22 protein-coding genes and 3 tRNA genes are annotated in these 25955 nt (G+C 39.0%); 15 read left to right on the forward strand and 10 right to left on the reverse strand.

The annotated features are described in order from the left end of the window. Window positions 1–51: 51 nt before the first annotated feature. The gene (locus ASG14_RS18380; RefSeq protein ID WP_056872543.1) at window positions 52–699 is read left to right on the forward strand and encodes a response regulator transcription factor; all 648 of its coding nucleotides are present in this window, start codon (window positions 52–54) and stop codon (window positions 697–699) included. Between the two features lie 50 nt (window positions 700–749). On the opposite strand, the gene ASG14_RS18385 is transcribed toward ASG14_RS18380, so the two are convergent. Together ASG14_RS18385 and ASG14_RS18390 are read right to left on the reverse strand one after the other, a co-directional pair. After that, window positions 750–935: a hypothetical protein gene (locus ASG14_RS18385; RefSeq protein ID WP_056872544.1), complete on the reverse strand. Its 186-nt coding sequence runs from the start codon at window positions 933–935 to the stop codon at window positions 750–752. A 19-nt stretch (window positions 936–954) separates the two neighbouring features. Continuing rightward, complete coding sequence (locus ASG14_RS18390; protein ID WP_056872545.1) at window positions 955–1836, reverse strand: SDR family oxidoreductase; 882 nt, start codon at window positions 1834–1836, stop codon at window positions 955–957. Between the two features lie 156 nt (window positions 1837–1992). Here ASG14_RS18390 and dinB point away from each other — a divergent pair, with 156 nt between their 5' ends. The 3 genes from dinB to ASG14_RS18405 are packed head-to-tail and all read left to right on the forward strand — an operon-like array spanning window position 1993 to window position 6827. After that, window positions 1993–3276, forward strand: coding sequence for a DNA polymerase IV (dinB, locus tag ASG14_RS18395; protein ID WP_056872546.1), 1284 nt, complete (start codon window positions 1993–1995; stop codon window positions 3274–3276). 4 nt (window positions 3277–3280) lie between these two features. Continuing rightward, window positions 3281–6292: a DNA polymerase III subunit alpha gene (gene dnaE, locus ASG14_RS18400; protein WP_056872547.1), complete on the forward strand. Its 3012-nt coding sequence runs from the start codon at window positions 3281–3283 to the stop codon at window positions 6290–6292. Between the two features lie 25 nt (window positions 6293–6317). After that, entirely contained in the window at window positions 6318–6827 is a 510-nt protein-coding gene (locus ASG14_RS18405; protein ID WP_056872548.1) for a YdeI/OmpD-associated family protein, read from the forward strand. Between the two features lies 1 nt (window position 6828). On the opposite strand, the gene ASG14_RS18410 is transcribed toward ASG14_RS18405, so the two are convergent. From ASG14_RS18410 to ASG14_RS18440, 8 genes are all read right to left on the reverse strand, one after another. After that, a complete protein-coding gene (locus tag ASG14_RS18410) occupies window positions 6829–7557 on the reverse strand; it encodes a polyprenol monophosphomannose synthase (RefSeq protein ID WP_056872549.1) in 729 nt (242 codons plus the stop codon). A gap of 113 nt (window positions 7558–7670) precedes the next feature. After that, window positions 7671–9152, reverse strand: coding sequence for a peptide MFS transporter (locus ASG14_RS18415; RefSeq protein WP_056872550.1), 1482 nt, complete (start codon window positions 9150–9152; stop codon window positions 7671–7673). Between the two features lie 66 nt (window positions 9153–9218). Next, the gene (locus ASG14_RS18420; protein ID WP_082491694.1) at window positions 9219–10814 is read right to left on the reverse strand and encodes a peptide MFS transporter; all 1596 of its coding nucleotides are present in this window, start codon (window positions 10812–10814) and stop codon (window positions 9219–9221) included. Between the two features lie 147 nt (window positions 10815–10961). Then, window positions 10962–11855: a hypothetical protein gene (locus ASG14_RS18425; RefSeq protein WP_056872551.1), complete on the reverse strand. Its 894-nt coding sequence runs from the start codon at window positions 11853–11855 to the stop codon at window positions 10962–10964. 9 nt (window positions 11856–11864) lie between these two features. Beyond that, window positions 11865–13040, reverse strand: a complete 1176-nt coding sequence (locus ASG14_RS18430; protein ID WP_056872552.1) for an acetyl-CoA C-acyltransferase — start codon at window positions 13038–13040, stop codon at window positions 11865–11867. Window positions 13041–13174: 134 nt separating this feature from the next. Beyond that, entirely contained in the window at window positions 13175–13342 is a 168-nt protein-coding gene (locus ASG14_RS20100) for an Arc family DNA binding domain-containing protein (RefSeq protein WP_082491696.1), read from the reverse strand. Window positions 13343–13345: 3 nt separating this feature from the next. Next, window positions 13346–13867 (reverse strand): hypothetical protein, encoded by a 522-nt coding sequence (locus ASG14_RS18435; protein WP_056872553.1) that lies wholly within the window; start codon window positions 13865–13867, stop codon window positions 13346–13348. A gap of 4 nt (window positions 13868–13871) precedes the next feature. Continuing rightward, window positions 13872–14729 carry an SPFH domain-containing protein gene (locus tag ASG14_RS18440; RefSeq protein ID WP_056872554.1) on the reverse strand — a complete coding sequence of 286 codons (858 nt, stop codon included), beginning with the start codon at window positions 14727–14729 and terminating at the stop codon, window positions 13872–13874. A 117-nt stretch (window positions 14730–14846) separates the two neighbouring features. Here ASG14_RS18440 and ASG14_RS18445 point away from each other — a divergent pair, with 117 nt between their 5' ends. The 11 genes from ASG14_RS18445 (at window position 14847) to ASG14_RS18495 (ending at window position 25955) form a co-directional block, all read left to right on the forward strand. After that, window positions 14847–16925, forward strand: a complete 2079-nt coding sequence (locus ASG14_RS18445; protein WP_056872555.1) for an HD family phosphohydrolase — start codon at window positions 14847–14849, stop codon at window positions 16923–16925. Between the two features lie 79 nt (window positions 16926–17004). Then, window positions 17005–17091 (forward strand) — tRNA-Ser (locus ASG14_RS18450). An 88-nt stretch (window positions 17092–17179) separates the two neighbouring features. Further along, window positions 17180–17253, forward strand: a tRNA-Pro gene (locus ASG14_RS18455). Between the two features lie 50 nt (window positions 17254–17303). Further along, window positions 17304–17377 (forward strand) — tRNA-Pro (locus ASG14_RS18460). 478 nt (window positions 17378–17855) lie between these two features. Then, window positions 17856–18536: a TolC family protein gene (locus ASG14_RS18465; RefSeq protein WP_056872556.1), complete on the forward strand. Its 681-nt coding sequence runs from the start codon at window positions 17856–17858 to the stop codon at window positions 18534–18536. A 12-nt stretch (window positions 18537–18548) separates the two neighbouring features. Next, window positions 18549–20687 carry a lipopolysaccharide biosynthesis protein gene (locus ASG14_RS18470; protein WP_056872557.1) on the forward strand — a complete coding sequence of 713 codons (2139 nt, stop codon included), beginning with the start codon at window positions 18549–18551 and terminating at the stop codon, window positions 20685–20687. 50 nt (window positions 20688–20737) lie between these two features. Continuing rightward, complete coding sequence (locus tag ASG14_RS18475) at window positions 20738–22018, forward strand: O-antigen ligase family protein (protein ID WP_056872558.1); 1281 nt, start codon at window positions 20738–20740, stop codon at window positions 22016–22018. Window positions 22019–22130: 112 nt separating this feature from the next. Then, window positions 22131–22766 carry a DapH/DapD/GlmU-related protein gene (locus tag ASG14_RS18480; protein ID WP_056872559.1) on the forward strand — a complete coding sequence of 212 codons (636 nt, stop codon included), beginning with the start codon at window positions 22131–22133 and terminating at the stop codon, window positions 22764–22766. Then, the gene (locus tag ASG14_RS18485; protein ID WP_056872560.1) at window positions 22766–23545 is read left to right on the forward strand and encodes a glycosyltransferase family 2 protein; all 780 of its coding nucleotides are present in this window, start codon (window positions 22766–22768) and stop codon (window positions 23543–23545) included. Before ASG14_RS18480 ends, ASG14_RS18485 begins: the two co-directional genes overlap by 1 nt. 10 nt (window positions 23546–23555) lie before the next feature. Further along, the gene (locus tag ASG14_RS18490; RefSeq protein ID WP_056872561.1) at window positions 23556–24761 is read left to right on the forward strand and encodes a glycosyltransferase; all 1206 of its coding nucleotides are present in this window, start codon (window positions 23556–23558) and stop codon (window positions 24759–24761) included. Window positions 24762–24764: 3 nt separating this feature from the next. Continuing rightward, on the forward strand, window positions 24765–25955 hold the full coding sequence (locus ASG14_RS18495; protein WP_056872562.1) for a glycosyltransferase: 1191 nt from the start codon (window positions 24765–24767) through the stop codon (window positions 25953–25955).

Genomic DNA, 25955 nt, shown 5'->3' on the forward strand with positions numbered 1-25955 from the left:
CATGCCTGAGTATAAAACTAATTAGCACCCATTCATCCCAATATCCAAACAATGAAAACAAAAAACACTGTAAGTACTTTTTCGGTACTTATTGCTGATGATCATGAAATCATCCGCCGAGGGCTAAAAAACCTGATATCAGATTACTGGGCGGGTGTCGAAATTTTAAATGCTTCAACTATGCAAGAGGCCTTGATAGAAACCGAAAAATCGCCGAGCCTTGTTATTATAGATGTAAATTTGCCTGGCGGGAACAATTTAAAGGTAATTGACCAGATAAAACTCGTACAGCCCAATGCTAAGATTCTGGTATTTTCATCTCTCAATGAAAACATTTACGCAGTTCCTTATTTAAAAGCGGGCGCTTCCGGTTATTTGACGAAGAATGCTGAAGAATCGGAAATTGTGACGGCGATAACCACAATCCTCGCAGGGAGCAGGTACTCGAGCCGTAATGTTAAAGAGAATATGTTCAACAGTATTCTAGGCAATGATGCGGATAATCCTTTCACAAAACTATCTGCAAGAGAACTGGAAGTAGCTGAGTTGTTGACAAAAGGAATTGGGGTATTGGAAATCTCTAACCAGTTAAATTTACAGATGGGTACGGTTAGCACTTATAAACTTAGGCTTTTTCAGAAGTTAAAAATAAAAAGCATTATCGAGCTGGCAGAAAAGATGAGTATCTACGAAAAGTAGTTTCAGCGCTTTGCTGTAAAATAAGAAAAGAGCCATTAAGGCTCTTTTTTTTATGGTTTTTTTTCTTTGTTTACTGTACCCGGGCCTTCTTCGCCCGACTCGTTAGGTTTTTCGCCAGCCTGGCCAAACTTTTCAGAAGCGCCTGCTCCATTCTGGTCGAAACTTGCCTTTTCTTCAGATGTACCCGAATTCTTGGCATCTTCGTTTGTATTGTTCTTTTCATCTTTATTGTCCATGATACTTCATTTTTAGGTTTTAAATTGTGATTCTTCCACCGGTAACCGGAAGGGTAGCTCCTGATACATAACTCGCATCATCTGATGCTAAAAATACGTAAGCATGCGCAACCTCTACTGGCTGGCCAGGGCGGCCCATTGGCGTGTCTTTTCCAAAATTTTCAGGTTCAGGCATTGTAGATGGAATTAATGGTGTCCAGATGGGGCCTGGTGCAACGGCATTTACTCGAATTCCTTTACCTGCCTCTAATAAAATCTGACTTAAGTTTGCCGTAAAATTCTGTATCGCACCTTTAGTTGCGGCATAGGGTAGAAGCAATGGTGTTGGAGAATAGGCATTTACGGAAGTGGTATTTATAATGCTGCTTCCGGGTTTCATGTGTGGTTCTGCTGCTTTACTTAAGTAAAACATCGGATGAATGTTTGTTTCGAAAGTTTTAACCCATTCTTCAGAAGGGATTTCTCCCAAAGATTCGCGAGCCATTTGAAAAGCAGCATTATTTACAAGGATGTCGATTTGGCCAAAGTTTTCTACAGCCAGGTTTATTATTTCTTTGCAATGCGCTTCACTTCTGATATCGCCTTTAATTAAAATCGCTTTTTTACCTTCAGCTTTTATGTACTCGGCGGTATCCTCTGCATCAACGGTTTCCGAATCGTCTAAATAGCTAATTAATACGTCGGCACCCTCGCGTGCAAAAGCAATGGCAACAGCTTTACCGATGCCTGAATCGCCACCCGTAATTATTGCCTTTTTACCGTTAAGCTTGCCGGAGCCGCGGTAAGATTTTTCGCCATGGTCTGCTAATGGAGATAATTCGGCTTCAGTTCCCGGCGTAGATTGTTCCTGCTTGGGGAACGGTGGTACAGGATATTTATCTGCTGGATTTTCGTTTTTCATAATATTGGCTTTTGTTTAAGTAAAACAGCATAAAAAGAAAAAAGGTTTAATTAAATCCTTAAAACTAAATATGTTAGCAAAATTTTAGTAAATAAAGATTAAAACTATCTTAAAGCTAAATAAATTAGTATAAATTTGTTTACCAAAATATTGATTATGGAGCGCGGGAAGCAAATTATTCACATGGATCAGGATGCTTTTTTTGTATCTGTTGAGTTGAGAAAAAACCCAAAGCTTATCGGGAAGCCTGTTATCGTTGGTGGCAGTTCGGATCGGGGAGTTGTTACCTCCTGTAGTTACGAAGCCAGAAAGTTTGGCGTTCATGCGGCAATGCCCGGTAGAACAGCCAGAATTTTATGCCCGCAGGCAATCTTTGTAAAAGGCAATATGGATGATTACTCAAAAGCCTCACATGAAATCACTGAAATTATTGCAGACCGGGTTCCGTTGTTTGAAAAAGCAAGTATAGATGAGCATTATATCGATATGACTGGAATGGACAGGTTTTTTGGGTGTATGAAATTCGCATCAGACCTGCGGCAAAAAATCATCACTGAAACAGGATTGCCTATTTCTTTTGGATTATCGGTTAACAAAACTGTGGCGAAGGTGGTGACCAATGAATGCAAACCAAACGGCGAAATGGAAATTCTTTTTCCGGAAGTAAGGCCCTTTCTCAATCCCTTATCGGTGAATAAAATCCCAGGCATTGGGAACGCGACCTATCGTAAACTGAGTGAGATGGGCGTTAGGAAGATTGAAACGCTGGCAGACATCCCTCAGGAACTTATGTTTAAAATTTTAGGCGACCATGGTTTAAGCCTGTTGCAAAAAGCCAGGGGAATTGATTTATCGCCGGTTGTTCCTTATCGTGAGCGCAAATCCATAGGTACGCAAACTACTTTTGAAAACGATAGTATGGATGTGAACAAGATGAAATCCATAATTACCGGTATGGTTACAAACTTAACATTTGAACTGCGCAGCCAGCAAAAACTCACCGCCTGCATAACTGTTACAATCCGTTACTCAAATTTTGAAACGGTTACCCAACAGGCCCGAATCCCTTACACCGCATTAGATTCTTTTCTAATCGCGAAGGCGCATGATTTATTTCAGAAGTTGTACAGTAAGCGCATGTTGCTGCGACTGGTTGGCGTGAAGTTTTCCCATCTGGTTAATGGCTTCGAGCAAATCGGTTTATACCATACTTCGGAGGAGGAATATGGTTTGTACCAGGCAATGGATAGAGTTAGAAAGCAATTCGGGGTGGAATCTGTTGTTAAAGCATGCATTGTTTCCAAACCGGCAAGAGATGAACAAAACAAGGTTGTTAAGTATAATCCGCGAAGCAAAGCAGATGAGGAGCGAAAAAAATCTAGAATAAGGACCTTTATAAATTCGGACATCTCTTCCGGGACAAAAAGAAACGATAGTTAGTGCTATGTTCCTAAACGTGCATTCATCCTATAGTTTAAAATACGGCGTTATGGATATTCCAACCATAATCGCCGCCGCACGCGAACTCGAGATTAGTCAGCTCGTATTAACAGATATTAATAATTCTACAGGCTGCACAGAATTTATCCGCGAATGCTATAAACAAAGCCTTTATAAAGAATCTGATGAAACGCAAAAGGGGAACAAACCTTATCATTTGAAACCTGTAACGGGCATCGAATTTCGAAAGAACGGCGAGCTTCTATACATCGGAATTGCAAAAAATAAGGAGGGCATGCGGGAATTAAACGAATTTTTGAGTTTGCACAATATAAAGGATGTCCCGCTGCCTGATTCGGCTCCGCTTTTTGAAAATGCTTTTATAATTTATCCTTTCAAAAAGGATTTCAGTTTCCAATTAAGAGGGAATGAGTTTGTGGGTGTAAGGCAGAGTCAACTCAATTATTTATTCAAACATCCTTTATTGCAACAGCAGGAAAAATTGGTTGCCTGGCATCCTGTTACGATAAATAATAAGATCGGTTATCGTTTGCACGAATATTTGCGGGCTATTGAATTGAATACGCTGCTAACGAAAGTACCAGAGGAAGCGAAATGCTTAAAGGATGAAATGTTCATTGCTGAAGCTGAGCTGGAGCAAAATTATTCCGCTTATCCTTTTATGTTGATGAATACGAAAACGCTGCTCATTGCTTGCGACATGAGTGCATATTTCGAGACTGACACAAAATCGAAAAACAGGCTTGCGTACACCAAAGAAGGCGATGAATTTGATAAAATTCTGTTGCGTAGAATCGCTTTTAAAGGCCTGGAGTATCGTTATGGAAAGGACAATTCAGTCGCCAGGCAAAGAATGGAGAAGGAACTTAAAATTATCGAACTCAAAAATTATTGCGCTTATTTCTTAATCACTTTCGATATTGTTCGCTTTGCAATGGGGAAGAAGAAGTTTTATCATGTTGGCCGGGGTTCTGGAGCAAACAGCATCGTTGCCTACTGCCTGTGCATAACCGATGTGGATCCGATAGACCTTGATTTATATTTTGAGCGTTTTTTGAATGAGAAAAGAACCAGTCCGCCAGACTTTGATATAGACTTTGCCTGGGATGAGCGGGAAGTAATACAGCGCTATATTTTTAAGAAGTACCCAGAAAATCATGTCGCCTTTTTGGGTACCATGAGCACGTTTAAGGATAAGGCCGTCATCCGCGAGATAGGAAAGGTGCTGGGACTGTCGACCGAAGAAATCGATAGTTTCAGCGACCAGACTAAGGAGAAAATTAACATTCAAAACCCAACCTATCAAAAAATAAGAAGGGTGCACAGTCTTATGCGGGAGATGCCTAATCAGCGCTCAATCCATGCCGGTGGAATCCTGATTTCTGAGGAGCCAATAACTTACTATTCTGCACTGGATTTACCCCCTAAAGGATTTGCAACCGTACAGTGGGATATGTATGAGGCAGAACTTATCGGATATGAAAAATTTGATATTTTAAGCCAGCGAGGCATTGGCCATATCAGGGAAGCCGTTCAGTTGGTGAAGAAAAATAAAGGCATCGAGGTTGATATCCATAACTTTAAAGCGTTTAAGAACGACTCAAACTTAAATTCCATTTTAAAGGAAGGCCAGCCGATTGGGTGTTTTTACATTGAATCGCCGGCGATGCGGCAATTACTTAAGAAGCTTGGCTGCGATAATTATTTAACGCTTGTGGCAGCAAGTTCTATTATTAGGCCAGGCGTGGCGAGTTCGGGGATGATGAAGGCATATATAGAGCGCTATCACGCACCGAAAAAGGTCGTTTATTTATGTGAGGAGATGGAAAAACAGCTTAAGGAAACCTACGGCGTTATGGTTTACCAGGAAGATGTAATAAAGGTTTGCCATTACTTTGCAGGATTGGACCTGGCCGATTCGGACGTTTTGAGGAAAGCAATGAGTGGTAAATACCGTTCAAAGCTTGCTCTCGATGAGCTGGTTAATAAATTTTTTAATTCTGCCAGGGAACAAGGGCATTCGGAGGCCCTTATTTCCGAAGTGTGGCGGCAGATTTCATCTTTTGCCGGCTACAGTTTTTCTAAAGCACACTCGGCGTCTTTCGCGGTGGAAAGTTACCAGAGTCTCTACCTTAAAACATATCATCCAAAGGAATTTATGGTGGCTGTTTTAAATAATTATGGTGGCTTTTACAGTCGCTGGGTTTATGTACACGAGCTAAAAAAAACCGGTGCAAACGTGCACCTTCCTTGTGTAAACCATAGCGACGAAGTTGTGAATATTGAGGATAATGAAGCGTACCTAGGTTTTGCCGGTGTACAGGGTCTTGAAAATAAGTTCATTTCCCTTATTCCGGCCGAGCGCAGGCGAAACGGTGCTTACCAAAACCTGGAGCAGTTTTTAAAGCGTACCCAAATTACCCTCGAACAAGCCATTTTACTCATCAGACTGGGCGCACTTCGTTTTACCGGAAAGGATAAAAAAACATTGCTCTGGGATGTGTACACCCATTTGGGCCACAAACAGAAGATGTTAAACCATGCCGAACTTTTTCGTGTCGAACATAAAGATTTCCGCTTGCCTAAACTTGACAACTCGGCGGTAGAAGATGCCTATGCCGAACTCGAGTTGTTGAATTTTCCGTTCAGTTGTAGCATGTTTGATTTACTAAAAACAAGTTATCGCGGAGATATAATGGCTCGCGATTTAAACAATCACGTTGGTGAAATTGTAAAAATGGTTGGAAACTACGTTTGTGAAAAAACGGTACATACGGTTAAAAATACGAAAATGTGGTTCGGAACTTTTCTTGATGCCAATGGTGATTTTTTCGATACGAACCACTTTCCAAACGCTACGCCCATTTATCCGTTTAAAGGTAAAGGCTGCTATTTGATTTTAGGTAGAGTTGTGGAAGAGTTTAGTTTTCCGAGTATAGAAGTATTGAAGTTTGCCAAACTGGATATTCATTTAAATCCCGTTGGTGTTGGTTAAAGGAAAGAATTTTTATCTTTAAAGCATGGTTAATTTTAAAGCAGAAATAGAGAAGTTTCAGTCTATGGGTGAAAAAACCGGCTGGAGTTACATTTTCATTCCTGCGGCTTTGGCAAACAAAATTAAAGCCGACTGTAAAAAGAGTTTTAGGGTAAAAGGAAAAATAGATTCAGTAGAAATTAATGGCATTGCGACAATCCCGATGGGGGCGGGTGATTTTATTATCGCCTTAAAAGGAGCGCTTCGCAAAAAACTCGGCAAAGAAGAAGGCGCCGCAGTAACGCTGTTTTTGGAAGAAGATAAAGATTTCAAAGTTGAAATGCCCGAAGATCTGGAGCTCTGCTTATCAGAAGAAGGCTTTCTTATGGAACAATTTTTAGCGCAACCCAAATCCCATCAAAACTATTTCATCAGGTGGATAAATGACGCAAAAACTGAGGCAACGAGAACCAGGCGACTTGCGCAAACGGTAAGCGCAATGTACAAAAAGCAAGATTTTGGTGCGATGATTAGAGCAGGTAAAACAGAGGAATAAACTATCTTTTATAGTTTCTGAACCAGCTGTTCACCTTCATTTGGATTACGCCCAGAAAAGCTTCCCTAAATATTCTTGTACTCATTTTCGAAGTTCCTTCGGTTCTGTCGGTGAAAATTATCGGAACTTCCACTACGTTGAAGCCATATTTAATGGCCGTAAACTTCATTTCAATCTGGAACGCATAACCAACAAATTTGATTTTTGCCAAAGGGATGGTTTCAAGCACAATTTTTCGGTAGCATTTAAACCCTGCAGTTGCGTCCTGAATATTTATTCTCGTTATAATGCGAACATACATGGAGGCAAAATAAGACATCAAAACCCTGCCCATTGGCCAGTTTACTACGTTCACGCCCTTTACATACCGCGAACCCACGGCCACATCGGCGCCATTTAAGCAAGCTTCTCGCAGGCGAATCAAGTCATCAGGATTATGCGAAAAATCGGCGTCCATTTCAAAGATATAGGCGTATTGTTTTTCTATTGCCCATTTAAAACCGAAAATATAAGCGGTTCCCAACCCTTGTTTTTCAGCACGTTCCTGTATAAACAGGTTGGCGGCGTATTCCTTTTGAAGTGCTTTAACGATTTCTGCAGTGCCATCGGGAGAACCGTCGTCGATAATTAAGACATGAAAAGGTTGTGTTAAAGAAAATACCTTTCGGATAATTTTTTCAATATTTTCCTTTTCATTATAGGTAGGTATGATTACTAAACTATCAGACACGCGTTATTGCAATTAAATTTGTTATTGGTTTAGAAAGGCACGAAAGTAAAGATTTAATGTGAAAAAACCTTTATCATACATTTCAAACAGGCTAAAATCCATTAAAATGATATTTACCTAACTTCAGCCATCAGCTTTTTAATCATTGGCGAAACAATTATTAATGCCAACCCGGCGATAAGTGAATAAATGGCCAGTTGTTTATAGCCCTCTGTGTACGACATGAGTTTTGTCATCAGTGAAGCGTTTTCTATGCTGGACATTTCTGCGCCCAGTTTGCCTGCAGCGAGCTGGCCAAAAGCACTCGACAAGAACCAAAGACCCATCATCATACCGAACATCTTTTTAGGAGAAAGTTTTGTGATGATCGACATGCCTATTGGCCCCAAACAAAGTTCGCCCAGTGTAAGCAAAAGGTAAGCAAGCGTAAAAATATTTAGCGAACTGATGCCTTGCTCATTTGCGAAGAACCTTGTTGCGTAAAAAACGTAAAAGCTAAGCGCTAAAAGCAAAAAGCCTATTCCAAACTTTACAACGGTATTCGGCTCTATCTTCTTTTTGTACATTAACAGCCATAAAATACCAACTATCGGACTAAATACAATCACAAACAGGGAGTTTACACTATTGTTAACCACATTCGGGTCTATTGATAGAAACAGAAGATTATGGTCTAAATTATCTTTCGCGAACAAAGAGAGCGAGCCACCACTCTGTTCAGAAATAGCCATAAAAATGAAGTAGCAGAAGATGAAAACGAAAGCGGCAAACAGCTTGTATTGTGCTTTTCTTTCCTTCACCATAAAAATTTCATAGAGAAAATATATCAGCGCAACCACCCCGATTGTGTACATGAAATAATCGGTGAAGGCAGTATTTTTTACCATTATAAAAATCAATGGGATACACAATAATGAGCCAACATAAACAATAATTTCGTAGGCCGTCCTTTTGGTTTTTGCCAAATGAAGTAATGGCGAATTGCCGATTGGGCCAAGGTATTTCTTTGTGAAAATAAAAGTGCTTAAGCCGAAGGCCATCACCAGGGCTGCAGATAAGAAGCAAAGGTGCCAGCTGTAATATTTACCTAAATAAATACACATCGCTCCGCCCAAAAGGCCTCCAACGTTAATTCCGGCGTAAAATAAGCCGTAACCAGCATCTCTGCGATTGTCTTTTTCGTGGTAAAGTTCGCCAACCATGGATGAAATATTTGGCTTAAAGAAACCTGTGCCAATAATGGAGAGTGTTATGCCCAGGTAAAACAAATCCTGAGGATTGAAAGCTAAAATTAAGTTGCCGATAATCATTAAGGAGCCGCCCCAAAAGAGCGATTTCCGAAATCCTAAGATTTTATCGGCAAAAATACCGCCTATGAAAGTAAAGGCATAAACAAAGGCCTGGATTGCACCGTATTGAAGATTCGATTTCTGATCTGAAAGGTGCAATTGATCAACCATGAAAAATGCCAGTACACCACGCATACCATAGAAGCAAAAACGCTCCCACATTTCTACCAACGATAAATACCAGAGTTGTTTAGGGTATTTTCCTTCGAAATTCTGAATCTCGCTTAAGGTTTGTGTTTCACTCATGAACAAATGTTAAAAGCCAAAAGCCCGATTTAAACCGGGCTTTTAAATGTTGATTTTGTATAAAAATTAATGAACGCCGTGCATCCACTTCTTTAATAATGGATTTAACGAAAGCATAATCAGGCCGGCAACAATCGGAATCCCTGTAAAAATTAAAAAGAATATAGAGATTGAATATTGCGAGCTTATTTTATCGATTAAGGAACCTGTGGCTCCAGCCAGGTAATTTCCTATTGCCGTACAGGTAAACCAAAAGCCGAACATTAAACCTACAAGATTTGCAGGGGCAAGTTTACTAACATACGATAAACCGACAGGAGATACGCATAATTCACCAACGGTATGGAAGAAGTAAGCAAAAATTAGCCAGAACATACTTACCTGTGCCGCGGTAGCGCCTTGCGGAATGCTTGAACCGCCATAGGCAAGGCCAGCAAAACCAACGCCAACTAAAATAAGGCCAATGCCAAACTTTACAGGTCCGCTTGGGTTAAATTTAGTTTCCCAGATTTTTGAGAAAATAGGCGCTAAAGAAACGATAAAAAATGAATTTAGAACGCTGAACCATGAAGCCGGAACTTCTGTTGTAACCGAACTAAATTCTCTTGTAACCTTCCAAATGGCAATGCCCCAGATAATTAAAAAACTTAAAAGTGTAAAAAGTATCGTAGCAGGATATTTTTTGAAAATTTTCGTTGCTAAGCTAAACAACACGTAGGAAACTGCAACCAAAGGGAAAATTGTTAGGATAGCATCAATCCATTTAAACGTTAGGGCAGCCCCTCCGGTTAAATTTCTGAGCGTATAATCCTTCGCAAAAATCGTCATCGAGCCACCTGCTTGTTCAAAAACCATCCAAAAGAAAATGGTGAAAATTGAAAATATCCCCACAACCCATAAACGTTGTTTCCTTACAATAGGAGACATAACTTCCGCTGTAGGATCAGCTTTCTCTACTTTTTCTGCCTTCTGAATGGCAGAGCCGATTACCCCAAATATTTTCTGACCAAAGTAAAACTGCAGCATGCCAAACAACATGAAAATGCCAGCCAGGCCGAAGCCGTAATGCCAACCTACTTTTTCACCGATGTAGCCGCACATTAACATCCCGATGAATGCGCCGGAGTTAATGCCCATATAGAAAATTGCGTATGCACTATCTTTTTTATCGCTGATAGGCGGGTAAAGTTTGCCAACAATTGATGAAATATTTGGTTTAAAGAGGCCGTTTCCTAAAATTAATAAAAGCAGGCCAACATAAAAGAAGTTTGTACTCATGCCTTCCAGAGCCATGGCGCCATGTCCGAGGGTCATCACCAGAGCGCCAATGATAACGGCCTTTCTGTAACCGGTCCACCTGTCGGCAATCAGCCCACCAATAATTGGTGTAAAATAGGCAAGCCCTGTATATAAAGCATAAAGTTGTAGTGCCTCCGGCCTTGGCCATCCCCAGCCATTTTTACTTAAATCGCTCACTAAGAAAAGAACCAGAATGGCACGCATTCCATAGTAACTGAACCTTTCCCACATCTCTGTGAAAAAAAGTACGAAAAGCCCGACCGGATGGTTAAATAATTTTTCAGGAGAAACCCCTTGACTTTCCAAATGGAGATTCAGCTCCTTCTCCTGGTTTATAGATAGTGTTTCAGCTGATGTTTGCATAGAACATTTGTTGGTTTTAGTTTATGGTTTCAAAATTTGTGTATTGTTTTTGTGTTGATAACAAGGCGCAATATAGTGAGCGATGCGCATTCTAGCAAATTTTTAACTTATCTCTAAAATAATGAATAAGTTACGTTTCTGCAGTCATTAAAATTTTCGGATTGGTTTCACATTTTTACTTGGGTCAGCATATAACGCATCACTTGGGCTTGCTTCATTTTTTAAAACTACGTTCTCCTGCAGTCTTAGTCTTCCACCCACAATCTTAAATGCATCTGTATTGCCATCTGAGCCGTAAAACTGAAATTTTCCGACCATCTCAGCATCGAAAGGGGTCAGGTGGTCAAACACAATCAGGCCAGCCTTTTTGTCCGTTTTCATCATCATCGCATTTTGCTTTTGATATTCGAAGATAACGCGGTTTTTACCTTTAAGGTCCTTTCCGTCGAACACAGGCATACCGAAAGTGGCATTTTCTTTATCGAAAGAGAGTATTTCGATAATTTTTTTTGTCGTTTCGGTAGTATTCCCTTTCCAACCCAGTAAAACGTAATACGGCAATCTGCCAGATGTGGTAACCGGAATAATTTCGTAATAGCGTGCCCCAAACCATTTTTGGTTCGTGGTAATTGCGTTCGCATCTGTAAGGTTTTCCGTTTGGTCTATCAATGGAAATAATTTTAATCCACTTTTACTGTTCATCTGAATGGCACCGTAATATCTGTAAGTGCCGTTTTCCAACTGAACATACCAGGAGAGGATTCTGAAAACCTGGTCGGGAGAGTTAACAACCGAAACTGTTTTCAGTGAATCGAACCCATAATTAAACGAATTTGGTTCTTTTAATGCCTCAACCAGCGTTTTCACAAACCGGCCATTTTCCGCAAATTTTATTGCATCACTTTGCTGCTCATTATAAACGCGAAGCGTTATATTTTTTAAGCTATCCTGAAAAACATCAAGTTTAGTCGCATTTTGCTGAGCGTGTAGTTTTGTAGCCAAAAACCCCAGAATAATAAGAAGAAATTTGATGTTTTTCATTTGATAGATTTACATTTTTTCGATAACCAGCGCACTTGCACCGCCACCACCGTTACAAATTCCGGCAACGCCGATTTTGCCGCTGTTCTGTTCAAGCACAGATAAAAGTGTCACCACAATTCGGGCGCCCGATGCGCCAAGCGGATGACCCAAAGAAACTGCACCACCATTTACATTTACAATTTGCTCATCCAGACCTAAAATCTGGTTGTTTGCGATTGAAACCACAGAAAAAGCTTCGTTAATTTCGAAGAAGTCTACTGCTTTTAAATCTAAACCTGCTTTTTGCAAAGCCAATGGAATTGCTTTGGATGGAGCAGTTGTAAACCACTCTGGTGCCTGCTGTGCATCTGCATAGCCAATTATTTTTGCCAAAGGTTTAATGCCTAATGCAGCTGCTTTCTCTGCACTCATCAATACCAATGCGGCTGCACCATCATTAAGTGTCGATGCATTTGCAGCGGTCACTGTTCCATCTTTTTTAAATACAGGCTTCAATCCAGGGATTTTATCAAACTTAACGGCGGTGGGTTCGTCATCAGTATCAATTAAAGTGATTTCCCCTTTGCGGTCTTTAACCTCTACCGCAATTATTTCACCGGTAAATTTCCCGTCTGTTTGAGCAGCCTGTGCCCTTTTGTAAGATTCTATAGCAAAATTATCCTGTGCTTCTCGGCTAATATTACAATCTGTAGCGCAAAGTTCTGCCGCAGAACCCATGTGGTAGTCGTTATAAACATCCCACAAACCATCTTTCATCAAGCCGTCAGTTACCTGGCCATGTCCCAGTCGATAGCCATTTCTGGCCTTATCCAGGTAATAAGGTACATTACTCATGCTTTCCATACCGCCAGCAACAATAATTTCATTATCGCCGTTAGCAATACTTTGCGCTGCCAGCATTATGGCCTTGGTGCCCGAGGCACAAACTTTATTAATTGTAGTAGCAGGTAAATCTGGCAAGCCGGCAAATTTTGCAGCTTGTGTGGCTGGCGCCTGGCCTAAATTTGCGGATAACACGTTCCCCATATAAACTTCCTGAACCTGTTCAGGTTTTAGGCCTGCTTTTTCCAAAGCAGCTTTTATGGCAAACCCGCCCAGTTGGGTGGCAGAAAATTGGGCTAATGAGCCGCCGAAACTTCCAATAGGCGTTCTCACAGCCGAAACAATTACAACTTCTCTCATGTAAACTAATTTTATGAATTTTGGTTAGGCTGCTAAGTTATGTATTTTTAATAATGCATAAACGCTATAAACCAAATTTTAGCATTGCGATAACATATAAAATAAAAACACGGATAAATACCCGTGCCTTAACTTCATTCCTCTTTTGGTTTATTTTTCTTTCGGGTTTTTAAAGCCTGATTCAGTAAGAATTCAATCTGCCCGTTCGTGCTCCGAAATTCATCAGCAGCCCAGATTTCTATTTCCTTTAATAATGCAGGACTAATTCTTAATACAAAAGCTTTTTTATCTTTCTCAGCCATTCTTTATTGTATTGCTTGTATATTATACCTCGTTTTAAAATTGATCAGAAACAATTCCAGGTCTTCCAGTTTATTGGAACTGAAAAGGAGCCTTTTGCCATTTTTAAATTCTATCTGCAGCCCCCGTTCTTTATCATTTAAAATATAGGCTTTATCATTGAATTTGAACCAAAGCCTGTAACGAACGCCCCAGCCACCATAATCTCCCAAAGCGTCGAACTTGTTTAAGTAAACCCTTTCCATACTTTGCCACTCTAATAATTTAGCTTTCAGCTGAAAAGGGAAGTAGCGGTAAAAAATTCCTTCCGGCGTTATTTTTAAACTAAGTTTATTCTTCTGAATAACAAAAATGACAAGGAAAGGTAACAAAACAGCCAGAAGAGGAGCAAAGTAGGCTTGTTTCATGACTTGAAAATCCATACCACCCTTATCAAAAAGCACAATGCTTAAAACGATAACAGCATCAAGGCCAAGTAAAATATAAAGCCACCAAAGGTTTAGATTTTGCTTTTCTTCGAATTCCATTGCTTTAATTGTACAAAGTACCGGTATTTACAACTGGCTGTACATGCCTGTCGCCACATAATACCACCAACAAATTGCTAACCATGGCGGCTTTACGTTCCTCATCTAATTCTACAATTCCTTTCTGAGATAACTTTTCAAGCGCCATTTCTACCATCCCCACAGCACCTTCAACGATTAGTTTTCGTGCAGCAATAACCGCTGTTGCCTGTTGCCGCTGAAGCATGGCACTCGCAATTTCTGGTGCATAGGCAAGGTGGGATATCCTGGCTTCAAGCACCTCAATCCCGGCTCTTGATAACCTTTCATTTAATTCGTTTTCCAATAATTCGCTCACTTTCTCTGCCCCATCTTTTAATGTGATGCTGGTTTCCTCGCCTTCAGAATGATCATATGGAAAGATATTCGCCAGATGCCTAACCGCGGCTTCACTTTGTATATTAACATATTGCATGTAATTTTCTACAGAAAAAATCGCCTTGGCGGTTTCGTTAACTTTCCAAACAACCACAGCGGCGATTTCAATCGGATTTCCCAGTTTATCATTAACCTTTAACTGTTGTCCGTTCAGGTTATTTGCCCTTAACGAAACTTTACGCTTGCTTGTTAATGGATTAACCCAAAAAAATCCATCGGTTTTAACCGTGCCAACGTATTTACCAAAAAGCGTTAACACTTTAGATTCGTTTGGATTGTTGATGATTAATCCCGGCAGAACCAGAAAAAAGTTAAAGGCCAGAATGCAACCGCCCCAAATAAAACTTTCTGTAACGAAACAAAAAACAGCGGCGCCTAAAAGCACCAAAAACAATGCGAATGTTAAATAGCCTGATGGCGGATTAATAATTTTTTCCTGATACATAATGATATTGATTTGATATCATAAAGTAAAATATAAAAAACGGATTTTGCAAACAAATTCAGTAAAATGTATATTAGATAAAAATGCTATTTTTGACAGCACAGTAAATGTATCGTTTTGGCTAAAATCAAAAAAAACTCACATAAAATACTATACCGTAAATATTCATCGAACCTGAAATATGTGATGATGATTTTTACGGTCTTCATTATTACGCTTTTTCTGCCTAAGCAACCTCGTTTCAGATATGAATTTGAAAAGAATAAGGTTTGGATGAATAAAGATTTGATTTCGCCTTTTCCGTTTGCCATTTTAAAAACCAATCCGCAGGTAAGTACAGATAAAAAGGATGCCCTTCGCGATGTTTTGCCGGTTTATCAGTTCGATAAAGAAGTTACCACCGATGCATTGGATGGCTTTTTAAATGAATTTGACATTAAGTGGCGCACGGGCGCTCTTGATGAAAAAGAAAAAGTGATTTATAAAAACCTATCTTATAAGATTCTGCAAGAGATTTATGCAAAAGGCATTATTGGCCTCAACGTTAAGCATCAAACTTCAGGAAAAAACTATGATTTTGCGCTACTTGAGAACAACATCTCGAAGCAAAAAAACACGCAGGATATTTTTACCGCAGAAACTGCACTAAAATATTTCAAAGCAAATTTTAAAGCACCGAACCAGGTGGTTCAGGATTTGATAAACAATCTTGCCGAAGACCACATTACGCCGAACATCACATTTAATGAACGGTTAACAGAGGTGATCCGCGAGAACACTGTAAGTAACGTATCTACTACCAAAGGTATGGTGCAGAAAGGGGAACTCATTGTTGCAAAGAATGATGTTATTGACGATGAAATCTATCAAAAACTGGAATCTTACAAGGCTACGTACGATGCACAGACCAAAACCATTGGCAGCAGGACTTTAATTTATCTGGGGCAGGTTGTTCTCGTTGGCTTTGTACTAACGATTCTAATGTCTTTCCTTTTTCTTTTCCGAAGGGATATTTTTTCTGATAACAGGCAGTTGTCGCTGATTCTAATTGTAACCACAGGCATGCTGCTTGCCTTAACATGGGCGTTAAAAATGAATCTTGCAAGTCTATATTACATACCGTTTTGCGTTGTCCCGATTATAATAAGAATACTTTTTGATACCCGCCTTGCGCTATACCTGCACATGCTGGTTATTTTAATAGCAGGATTTTTCGTTGCAAACAGCTTCGAGTTCGTTTTTTACCAGGTAACGGCTGGTATGGTAGCCATTTTCAGCATTAAAAATTTTGTTAAGCGGGAGCGTTTTCTTGTGTCTGCATTATTTATACTATCAGCCTATTTTGTTGCATTCGTGGGTATTGCCTTGCTTCGCGAAGGAACTTTCCGAGACATTGAGTGGATAAATTTCGTTCCATTTATTTTTAGTGTTCTGCTTTCCTTACTGGCTTATCCGCTAATTTATATTTTCGAACGCGTTTTCGGTATCACTTCTGATGTTGCCCTTATTGAACTAACCAATACGAACAATAAGCTGCTCAGAGAACTGGCTTTTAAAGCGCCGGGTACCTTTCAGCACTCGCTTCAGGTAGCAAACTTGGCCGAGGCCGCTATTTTCAAAATCGGTGGTAACTCTGTTTTGGTGAGGGCAGGGGCGCTCTACCACGATATTGGAAAAGTTGATAACCCGCAGTATTTTATCGAAAATCAGAATACGGCAGTTAGTCCGCACGATAAGCTTCCTTACGAACAAAGTGCTCAGATTATCATTCAGCATGTTCATAAAGGAATTGAAATTCTGCGCAAGAATCAAATGCCGGAAGCGATAATTGATTTCATCAGAACACATCACGGTAATACAAGGGTGGATTATTTTTATCAGTCATTTTTAAAAAACTCTCCCGAAAAATTTGTCGATGAAAATATTTTCCGTTATCCAGGACCGATTCCATTTAGTAAAGAAACGGGCGTTTTAATGCTGGCTGATTCGGTCGAGGCGGCCTCAAGATCGCTGAAAAATCCGGATGCGCAAAACATAAACGACCTGGTTGAACGTATAATTAACTACAAACTGGAGCAAAATCAGCTAGATAACTGCGATTTGACACTAAAAGATATCGAAACTATTAAGCTGATTTTCAAGACTATGTTAATGAGTATCTATCATGTTCGAATAGATTATCAACAAGTTTTATAAATTTTTTTTGTGGAATAAGTTGTTTTACTATATTTGCAGACCTCAAAACAAGGTCGGTAGGATTAAGGATTGAGAGAACGGAGAGGTGCCTGAGAGGCCGAAAGGAACAGTTTGCTAAACTGTCGTACTGGTAACGGTACCGCGGGTTCGAATCCCGCCCTCTCCGCAAAATAATTTGGCAAAATTAACTGGAAATATCATTTTAAATCCGTTACTTTGCCACCCCTTGCAAAAAGGGAAACAGATACCAAGTTCGGGGTGTAGCGTAGCCCGGTATCGCGCCTGCTTTGGGAGCAGGAGGTCGTAGGTTCGAATCCTGCCACCCCGACAAAATTTGCAGATGCAAATTTATTTTTGACAAAAGATCGATACCTTTTTCGGGGTGTAGCGTAGCCCGGTATCGCGCCTGCTTTGGGAGCAGGAGGTCGTAGGTTCGAATCCTGCCACCCCGACTAAATAAGCCTGTTTCTAAAGAAACGGGCTTTTTTTTTGTTATTTATAGTCTTTATCATCTCTGAACTACAATTTTTTACCTGTAATCAGTTTTCGATGATATGTTTTTTGCTCACCAATGCGTATAGTGATCATCTAAGACAACGAATTTATCAGAGCGTTTGCAGGAACCTATCTTACTAAGGCAATAAAGTAAAAGGTTGTGGTAAGTAATAAGACTTTGCATGATTGGATAGTGTTCCGTGAGCTCAAATAATTGGATTGCTGTAGAAAAATAGCGACAGAATTTTCTTAAAGTTGAAAATAATTCTTAAAACTTTCCGGCACTTTTTCAAAAGGAACAAGTTTAATTGTATATTTATCCGTTTTTTGTAACATACCATATTTAGACTACACTATGTTCAATTGTATATTCATGGCTTGTTACATCACCTATTGTTAAAATAAAATAATCATAATAAACAACCCTATTATTTAATGAAAACTTTACTAAAAATTACGCTCGCATTTTTAATGTTTCTGAGCGTCAACGCTTTTGCCCAAGAAACCATGATTCCTGAAATTAAATATGCTGACTTGGAAAAGTATATTGAGATGGCTAGGCAGAATTACCCTAAAGCAAAAGCCTTAGAATTAAAAACAAGTAAAACAAAGGCCGACGTGACAATTGCATCTTTATCTTACCTGGACTTATTTAGTGCTAACTATTTTATCCGCCCTGATAATAAAACTGTACTTGATCCCATAAATCCGTACAACGTTAACGGTGTTCAATTTTCAATCGGTTTAAATCTTGGAAATTTTGTCAGTAAACCTTTCACAGTTAAAAAGGCAAAGGATGATTATAAAATTGCCCAGCTGGAAGCTAAAGACTATGACAATCAATTAGTGCTTTTAGTTAAAAGCAGATATTACGATTATATTCAGGCAATAAACCTTTTAAAAATAAATACTCAAATGGCCAGTGATAACAAAGGTGTTGCCGAGACATTAAGGAACAGATTTGAGAAAAGCGAAATTACGTTAGATACTTATAATCAATCGAGAATATTGCAATTCCAAGCCTATCAGGCCAAAATCCAAGCTGAAAGTGTTTACCTTAAAGCAAAAGATTTACTTGAAGAAGTTGTAGGTTCCAAGTTAAGCGACGTAAAGTAAGAGAATTCATATATGGATATAAAGTCACTTATTAAGTTATTAGCCAGATATAAATGGGTGCTAATCATAGTACCCATTGTTGCTGTTACCATTACATACTTTTTGGTTCAAAACCTACCGAGACAATATCGGTCGGAAGTCCAGATTTCTACTGGATTACTTGACCCAACAAAAAAGTCTTTGAGCAATGAAACCGTTGATTTTTTTGGAATTAGTCAACAAATCAATGGTATGATGGAGAAATTTAAGATGAAAAAAGTCTTAAATAACTTATCTTACAATTTAATTTTACATGACCTTGAAAATCCTAAAATTTCATTTCGAAAGTACAGTGAATCGCTTGATTCGTTGAAGCAAGCGGATAAGAGTATTGTTATCGACCTTTTCAAGAAAAAGCTTGAGTCTAATGCAATTTTAACACTGGCTGATAACAACGGGAAATACAAGCTTTACAGTTTAGTCTCGTCAATGGGTTACGGAGAAGACGTGCTAAAAAAGGGGATAGATATTAGCCATGCTGATAATAGTGATTATATAAATATTGCTTATGAATCAGAGAATCCAAATCTTTCTGCTTACTTGGTGAATACGCTTGCCACGAATTTTATACAGAATTATAGTAAAGAGGTTAGTACCAATCGTAATAGTTCGAACGTAATGTTGGATTCTTTGCTGAAGCAAAAGGAAATCGTTATGAACGACAAAAATGCCGCTTTATCTTCATTCAAACGAAATAAAGGGGTGCTAAATCTTGATGAGCAATCGGCAGCGGTCTACGGGCAGATTACAACATATGAAGCACAGCGCAGCGAAACAATCAGACAAATCCAATCCAGCCAGGGTGCAATTGCTGAAATTAACCGTAAGCTCGGAGGATCTGATCCAAACATCAACGGTAGCAGCAGGGCTGATAATCGCGACATTGTTAGGTTAAAAGGCGAACTCCAGCGTGCAAACAGTGCATTTGTCGAGAATGGTTTTAGAGCTTCTGACCAGAAAAAAATTGATTCGATAACGAGAATTCTGCAAACAAAAAGCAATCAGAACATTGATGAAAATGTTTATGACCCTAAAGCTTCGAAGCAAGCTTTGTTTACACAAAAAACCAATCTTGAAATTAGCTTGCAGCAGGCTAGAAGCAGTATGAAATCGATCGAGGATCAACTTGCTTCATTAAGGGCGAAATACAGTGGAATGGTTCCGTTTGATGCCGACATACAAAACTACCAGCGGGAAGCTGACCTTGCGACCAAAGAATATATGACAGCCTTGGATCAATATAACCAGAGTAGGGGCGGACAGGTAAATGGTTTAAATTTGCATATTGAGCAAATTGGTTTGCCTGGAAATCCTGAGCCATCTAAGCGTATTATTTATCTGGCCGGTTCTGGTTTTGGAAGTTTTGCGATTTGCCTGGGTTTTGTTCTTGTCATATTTTTTCTTGATGATAAGATTGTCACTTCCCAGCAACTTGCTAGTGCTACAAAATCTAAAACAATAGGCATGCTGAATCAAATAGAGGGCGATGAAAGACGTATACGCGAAATCTGGAGTGACACTACGGGAAACGGAAATTACGAACTCTATCGAGATATGTTAAGGTCGTTGAGGTTTGAGATTAACGGTGCATTGGATGTTGATGACAGTAAAATCTTAGGAATTACCAGTTTAGGTAATGAGGTTGGGAAAACATTTACGGCCTATAGCCTTGCTTATGCCTTTGCCATGACGGGGAAAAAGGTGTTGTTAATTGCTGACGAATTGCCTGTCGTTAAATCTGAGAGTAAAGGCCTGGTTAAAAGTTTAAACTTTCAAACTTTTTTGATTAAGAAAGAAATCCATACTGAAGATTTGATTACAGTAATGAACAAGAGTACTGCAAGAGAATCTTTACTGGAAGTTCAAAGTATAAAGAGCTTGAAAGCCGGGTTTGATATTCTCAAAAACGAATTTGATATCATTTTAGTTGATGTTAACAATTTAAGGGATATGAATTTAGCGAAAGAATGGCTTCTTTTCACCGAGAAAAACATAGCTATCTTCGAATATGGTGCCACCATAAGTGAGACAGATAGGGAATATGTTGACTACATAAAAAAGACTCCGGGTTTCTTGGGATGGGTTTTAAATAAGATACAGCTTCAAAATTAACTCGTGTTTCCTTCACTAAATTTCATTCTTCAGTATAATTCAGCATAAGTATGGTTGCGAAGGTCATCTTATATATAGCCCTAGTATATTGTTTTATTTACTGGCTACTCGCCAGGGAATTGGCTATAAACTTCCCGGTGGGTATATTAATTGAGGTTCTTTTTTTACTAGCCTTTATTGTGGCAATTTTTACACTTCCAAAAGCGAACTGGAAAAATTTGAACAACGACTTATTCTACCTTTTTCTTTTCTGGTTCGTTTTGAGTTTACTGGAAGTAGCAAACCCTGCTGGCGCAAATGTAATGGGCTGGCTCAAGGAAATACGATCGGCAGCAGAATATCCGATGCTTATCGTTATGCTCTATTTTATAATTTTTACTACCAATAAAGACTTAAATAATTTTCTTATAATTATTGTCGTGCTTTCTACAATTGCTGCCCTAGATGGAGTCAAACAGCTTCATATTGGCTTATCACGGGGTGATAATGCCTTCTTGAATAGCGGTGGAGCTCAAACTCATATTCTCTTTGGCAGGCTCAGGGTGTTTTCTTTCTATTCGGAGGCTGCACAATTTGGCGCATCTCAGGCGCATATGTGCCTTGTCGCTTTGGTTTTGGCCCTTGGCCCAATAAAGAAAAAGATAAAAATATTATTATTTATCTGTTCAGGTTTAATGTTTTATGGAATGCTGATATCAGGAACCAGGGGTGCTTTATTTGCATTGGTGCCGGGCGCATTCTTAGCCATCATATTAAGTAAAAAATTCAAAGTTTTAATTTTCGGGGGAGCTGTAGCCGTGTTATTCCTGTGTGTTTTAAAATTTACGTATCTAGGCAATGGTAACTATCAGATATACCGATTGCGCTCGGCCTTAAATCCTGACGATCCTTCACTGAAAGTGAGAATGGTTTCTCAACAGAAACTAAAGGACTATATGAGTGGAATGCCATTCGGAGGAGGATTGGGTGTAATTGGTGCCAATGGCATGGAATACAATCGAGATAAATTCTTATCTAAAATCCAGCCTGATAGCTATTGGGTTAAAATTTGGGCGATGTATGGCATATTTGGTTTCACAATCTGGATTAGCATGAACATGTACATTCTTGGCAAATGTTGCGGAATTGTATGGCGAATTAAGGATGAGGGGTTGAAAATAAAAGGTATAGCACTTACTTCGGGATTTGGTGGAATTTTATTTTGTAGTTATGGGAATGAGGTAATCAATACCATGCCTTCTGCAATTATAGTTTGTGCATCGCTTGTATTTGTGTATATAATGCCGAAATTGGATAAAGAATTGTCAGATAATAAAATTTTGATAGAGTAAATTATGCCTTGGGAAATCTTTTCAATACCTGCTTTAATTTTTTTTGCCTTTGGCTTCTTTAAGGAAATTTCTCGTACTAAAGAAAATGAAGATGAAAACTAGTTTATAAAAAATGTCAATCATCACGAAAATAAAGTCAAATCCCAAATTGAAAAGCCTGGCGCTTTCAATGCTTATTCCAACCAATGAGCATAGACCGCGTTTATGGGTAAGGCTATTTTTAAATCCGTTTAAGCACAAAAGAGGATCCGGATCTATTATACGCAGTCGTACAAGACTGGATGTTTTTCCGTTTAATCAGTTTGTGTTAGGCAAAAAGTCTGTTATAGAAGATTTTGCAACTATCAATAACGGCGTAGGGGATGTGATTATTGGCGACGGAACAATGATTGGTATAGGGAATGTGATTATCGGGCCAGTTAATATTGGTAATAATGTAATGTTGGCACAAAATATTGTAATTTCCGGTTTGAATCACAATTATGAGAATGTTACCATTTCACCGGCACATCAGAATGTAAGCTGCAAAGAGATCCATATTTCCGACGACGTATGGATTGGTTCAAATAGTGTAATCACTGCCGGTGTCACACTCGGTAAACATTGTATCATTGGTGCAGGGAGTGTTGTTACTAAATCAGTACCTGATTTTGCTGTTGCTGTTGGGAACCCAGCAAAAGTTATTAAGAAATACAATCAGACTTCCGGATTATGGGAAAAGTTTTTACCTCAAGTAACTAAGGATTAATGACAGCACAAGCACAATATTTTTCAGATATCACTTTAATGATTACCCATTACAATCGTAGCAGGTCATTAGAGCGGTTGCTGGCTGAGTTAAAGAAAGCCAACTGCAAATTTAATGACATTGTTGTATCAGACGACAGCAGTACCCCTGAACATCTGGAATATATCGAGAGTTTGCATCAGGCCTATGATTTTAGACTAGTCACTGGGCCGGTTAACAAGGGGCTCGGCAATAACCTTAACAAAGGTCAGGATGCTGTCAAAACGCCATTCACATTGTACATTCAGGAAGATTTTATCCCATTACAGGGCTTCGCAAAGCATTTGGAAAATGGGCATGCTTTGTTAAAAGGAAACGAAAGCTTTGACATGGTTAGGTTTTACGCTTACAACAAATACCCTTACTTAAAATATTATAAGCATGGTTTCTCAGAAATGCTTTTCAAATGGTGGTACCCGGGCCTCGATAAGTTCGCTTACTATAGTGATCACCCTCATCTCAGACGTAGTAATTTTGCTGACAAGTTCGGTCGATATCTGGAAGGTACCTCTGGCGATAAAACTGAATTTACGATGATGATGTCTTTTATCAAAAGAGGAGGCAAAGCGTTCTTTTATGATGAACATAAGTCTGTTTTAGAACAGGTAAATTCCAGCTCAGAGCCTAGTACAATGACACGGGATGTATGGCGGAACAGTGATAACTTTTTTATAAAGCAAATCAGGACTGTTTACAGGTATTTTAACTGTTATATGGGTTTGTACCTGCGAAAAGTTTAGCTAGAATAACATGTACGAAACCTTACACGGACGAGATATTATTGTAGTGGGACAGCAACCCTGGGATACAGAAATAGGCAGCAACTGTAAAAATATAGCCTTAGAATTCAGTAAAAACAATAGAGTTCTGTATGTCAACTCTCCGCTTGATAGGATCACGCTGTACAGAAACAAAGGTGAAGTAAAAACCAAAAGAAGGATTGATATAATAAAGGGCGAAGCAGATGGCTTAATCGAAATTCAGGAAAATTTATGGAATTTTTATCCGGATTGTATGGTTGAGTCCATCAACTGGATCCCGAATACATCAATATTCAACTTGCTTAATCTGTTGAATAATAAAAAACTGGCAAAATCTATAGCGAAAGCCATATCAAGGCTTCAATTTAAAGACTTTATTCTTTTCAATGATAATGAAATGTTTAAGGGCTATTATCTTAATGATCTTTTAAAGCCCAAAACGAGTATTTATTATTCCAGAGACTACATGATTGCAGTTGATTATTGGAAAAAACATGGTGAGACATTGGAACCTAGGCTCATTGCAAAAAATAGCCTTTGCGTAGCAAATTCAACCTTCCTTGCCGATTACTGCGCTAAATTCAATCCAAACTCGTTTTATGTAGGGCAGGGCTGCGAGCTAGAAATATTTTTTCCAAACGAGCAAAATGTGGTAGCTGGTGATTTACTAAATTTAAAGAAACCAATTATCGGTTATGTTGGCGCCCTGCAGAGCATTCGGTTAGACAAAGATATTCTAGAACATATTGCCAGCTCTAAACCGGAATGGACTATTGTTTTGGTTGGGCCTGAAGATGAGATTTTTAAAAGCAGTAATTTGCATAAATACCCGAACGTCGTATTCACAGGTATGAAACCCGTAAATACCTTGCCAGATTACATTAATGCTTTTGACGTCTGTATAAATCCTCAGCTTATCAACCTTGTTACAATTGGTAACTATCCCCGCAAAATAGATGAATATTTAGCAGTTGGTAAGCCAGTAGTTGCCACTGCAACTAAGGCAATGGAAACCTTCTCAGAATTCGTTTACCTTGCAGATAAAAAAGAAGATTATGTTACTTTAATTGAAAAGGCTTTGCGTGAGAATTCTTTCAATCTTCAATCCGAAAGACGCAGTTTCGCGTTGGAACATACCTGGGAAAATAGTGTGGGTGCCATTTATAGTGCAATTAAAACCGTCGAACAAGAATAGTATATGGCTAATTTTATTTCATCTTTATTCATAGTCATCCAAATAATAATTGGGTTTAATCTCTTCTTTCCGTTGTTTTTGTACATACTCCACTTTTTCAAGGGCAGGCCAACATCAGTCTCGCTAGTGGGGCAGGAGAACGATTATGCTATAATTGTAACTGCATACGAACAAACAGTATTATTACCTGCCGTTGTCAATTCAATTTTAAGTCTAAATTATAGCAATTACATTGTGTATGTCGTCGCGGATAAATGTGATATAAGCAATTTGAAGTTTGATGATGATCGTGTTGTGTTATTAAGACCAACAGAAACTTTAGCAAGCAATACAAAATCACACTTTCATGCAGTGAGCAATTTCCAACGGAATCATCAGTATATAACAATTATTGATAGTGATAACCTGGTAGATGCAGAATATTTAAACGAACTAAACATTTTCTTTGCTCAGCACTACCTTGGAGTTCAAGGCGTTAGAAGAGCAAAAAATTTAAACACTGCCTATGCCTGTTTAGACGAAGCAGGTGATATTTACTATAGGTTTATCGACCGGAAACTATTATTTGATGCCGGTTCGTCTGCTTCGCTTGCCGGCTCTGGTATGGCTTTTACCACTTCATTTTACCGTGAATGCTTAGAACATCTAAATATAGAAGGTGCTGGCTTTGATAAGGTGTTGCAAATGGAAATCCTAAATCGTGGCGAACGCATTGCTTTTGCTGAAAAAGCAATTGTTTATGATGAAAAAACGTCCAAATCGGATCAGCTCGTAAAGCAGCGGGCAAGATGGATAAATACATGGTTTAAATATGCTGGAAAAGGGTTAAAACTTACCTTAACTGGTATGTTAAAACTAAACTGGAATCAATTCTTGTGTGGCTTAATTTTTTCAAGACCACCACTTTTTATAATTGGAGGACTGACATTTTTGAGCATCATCGCTGATCTAATGTTTATGCCGGAGATGTTGCTGTTTTGGCTAATCAGTCTACTAAGCTTCTTCCTGGTGTTCTTTATAGCATTAAATTATTTCAAAGCGCCTAAAATCATTTATACATCGTTAATGAAGGTTCCGGTTTTTATTTTCCTTCAAATGATTTCACTCTTTAAAGCTCGAAAAGCTAATAAAATCTCTACTGCTACAGTGCATTACTACGATAGCAATATCGACGATATAAATAAAAACAATTAA

It is taken from the genome of Pedobacter sp. Leaf194 (assembly GCF_001423945.1).
Taxonomy (GTDB): domain Bacteria; phylum Bacteroidota; class Bacteroidia; order Sphingobacteriales; family Sphingobacteriaceae; genus Pedobacter.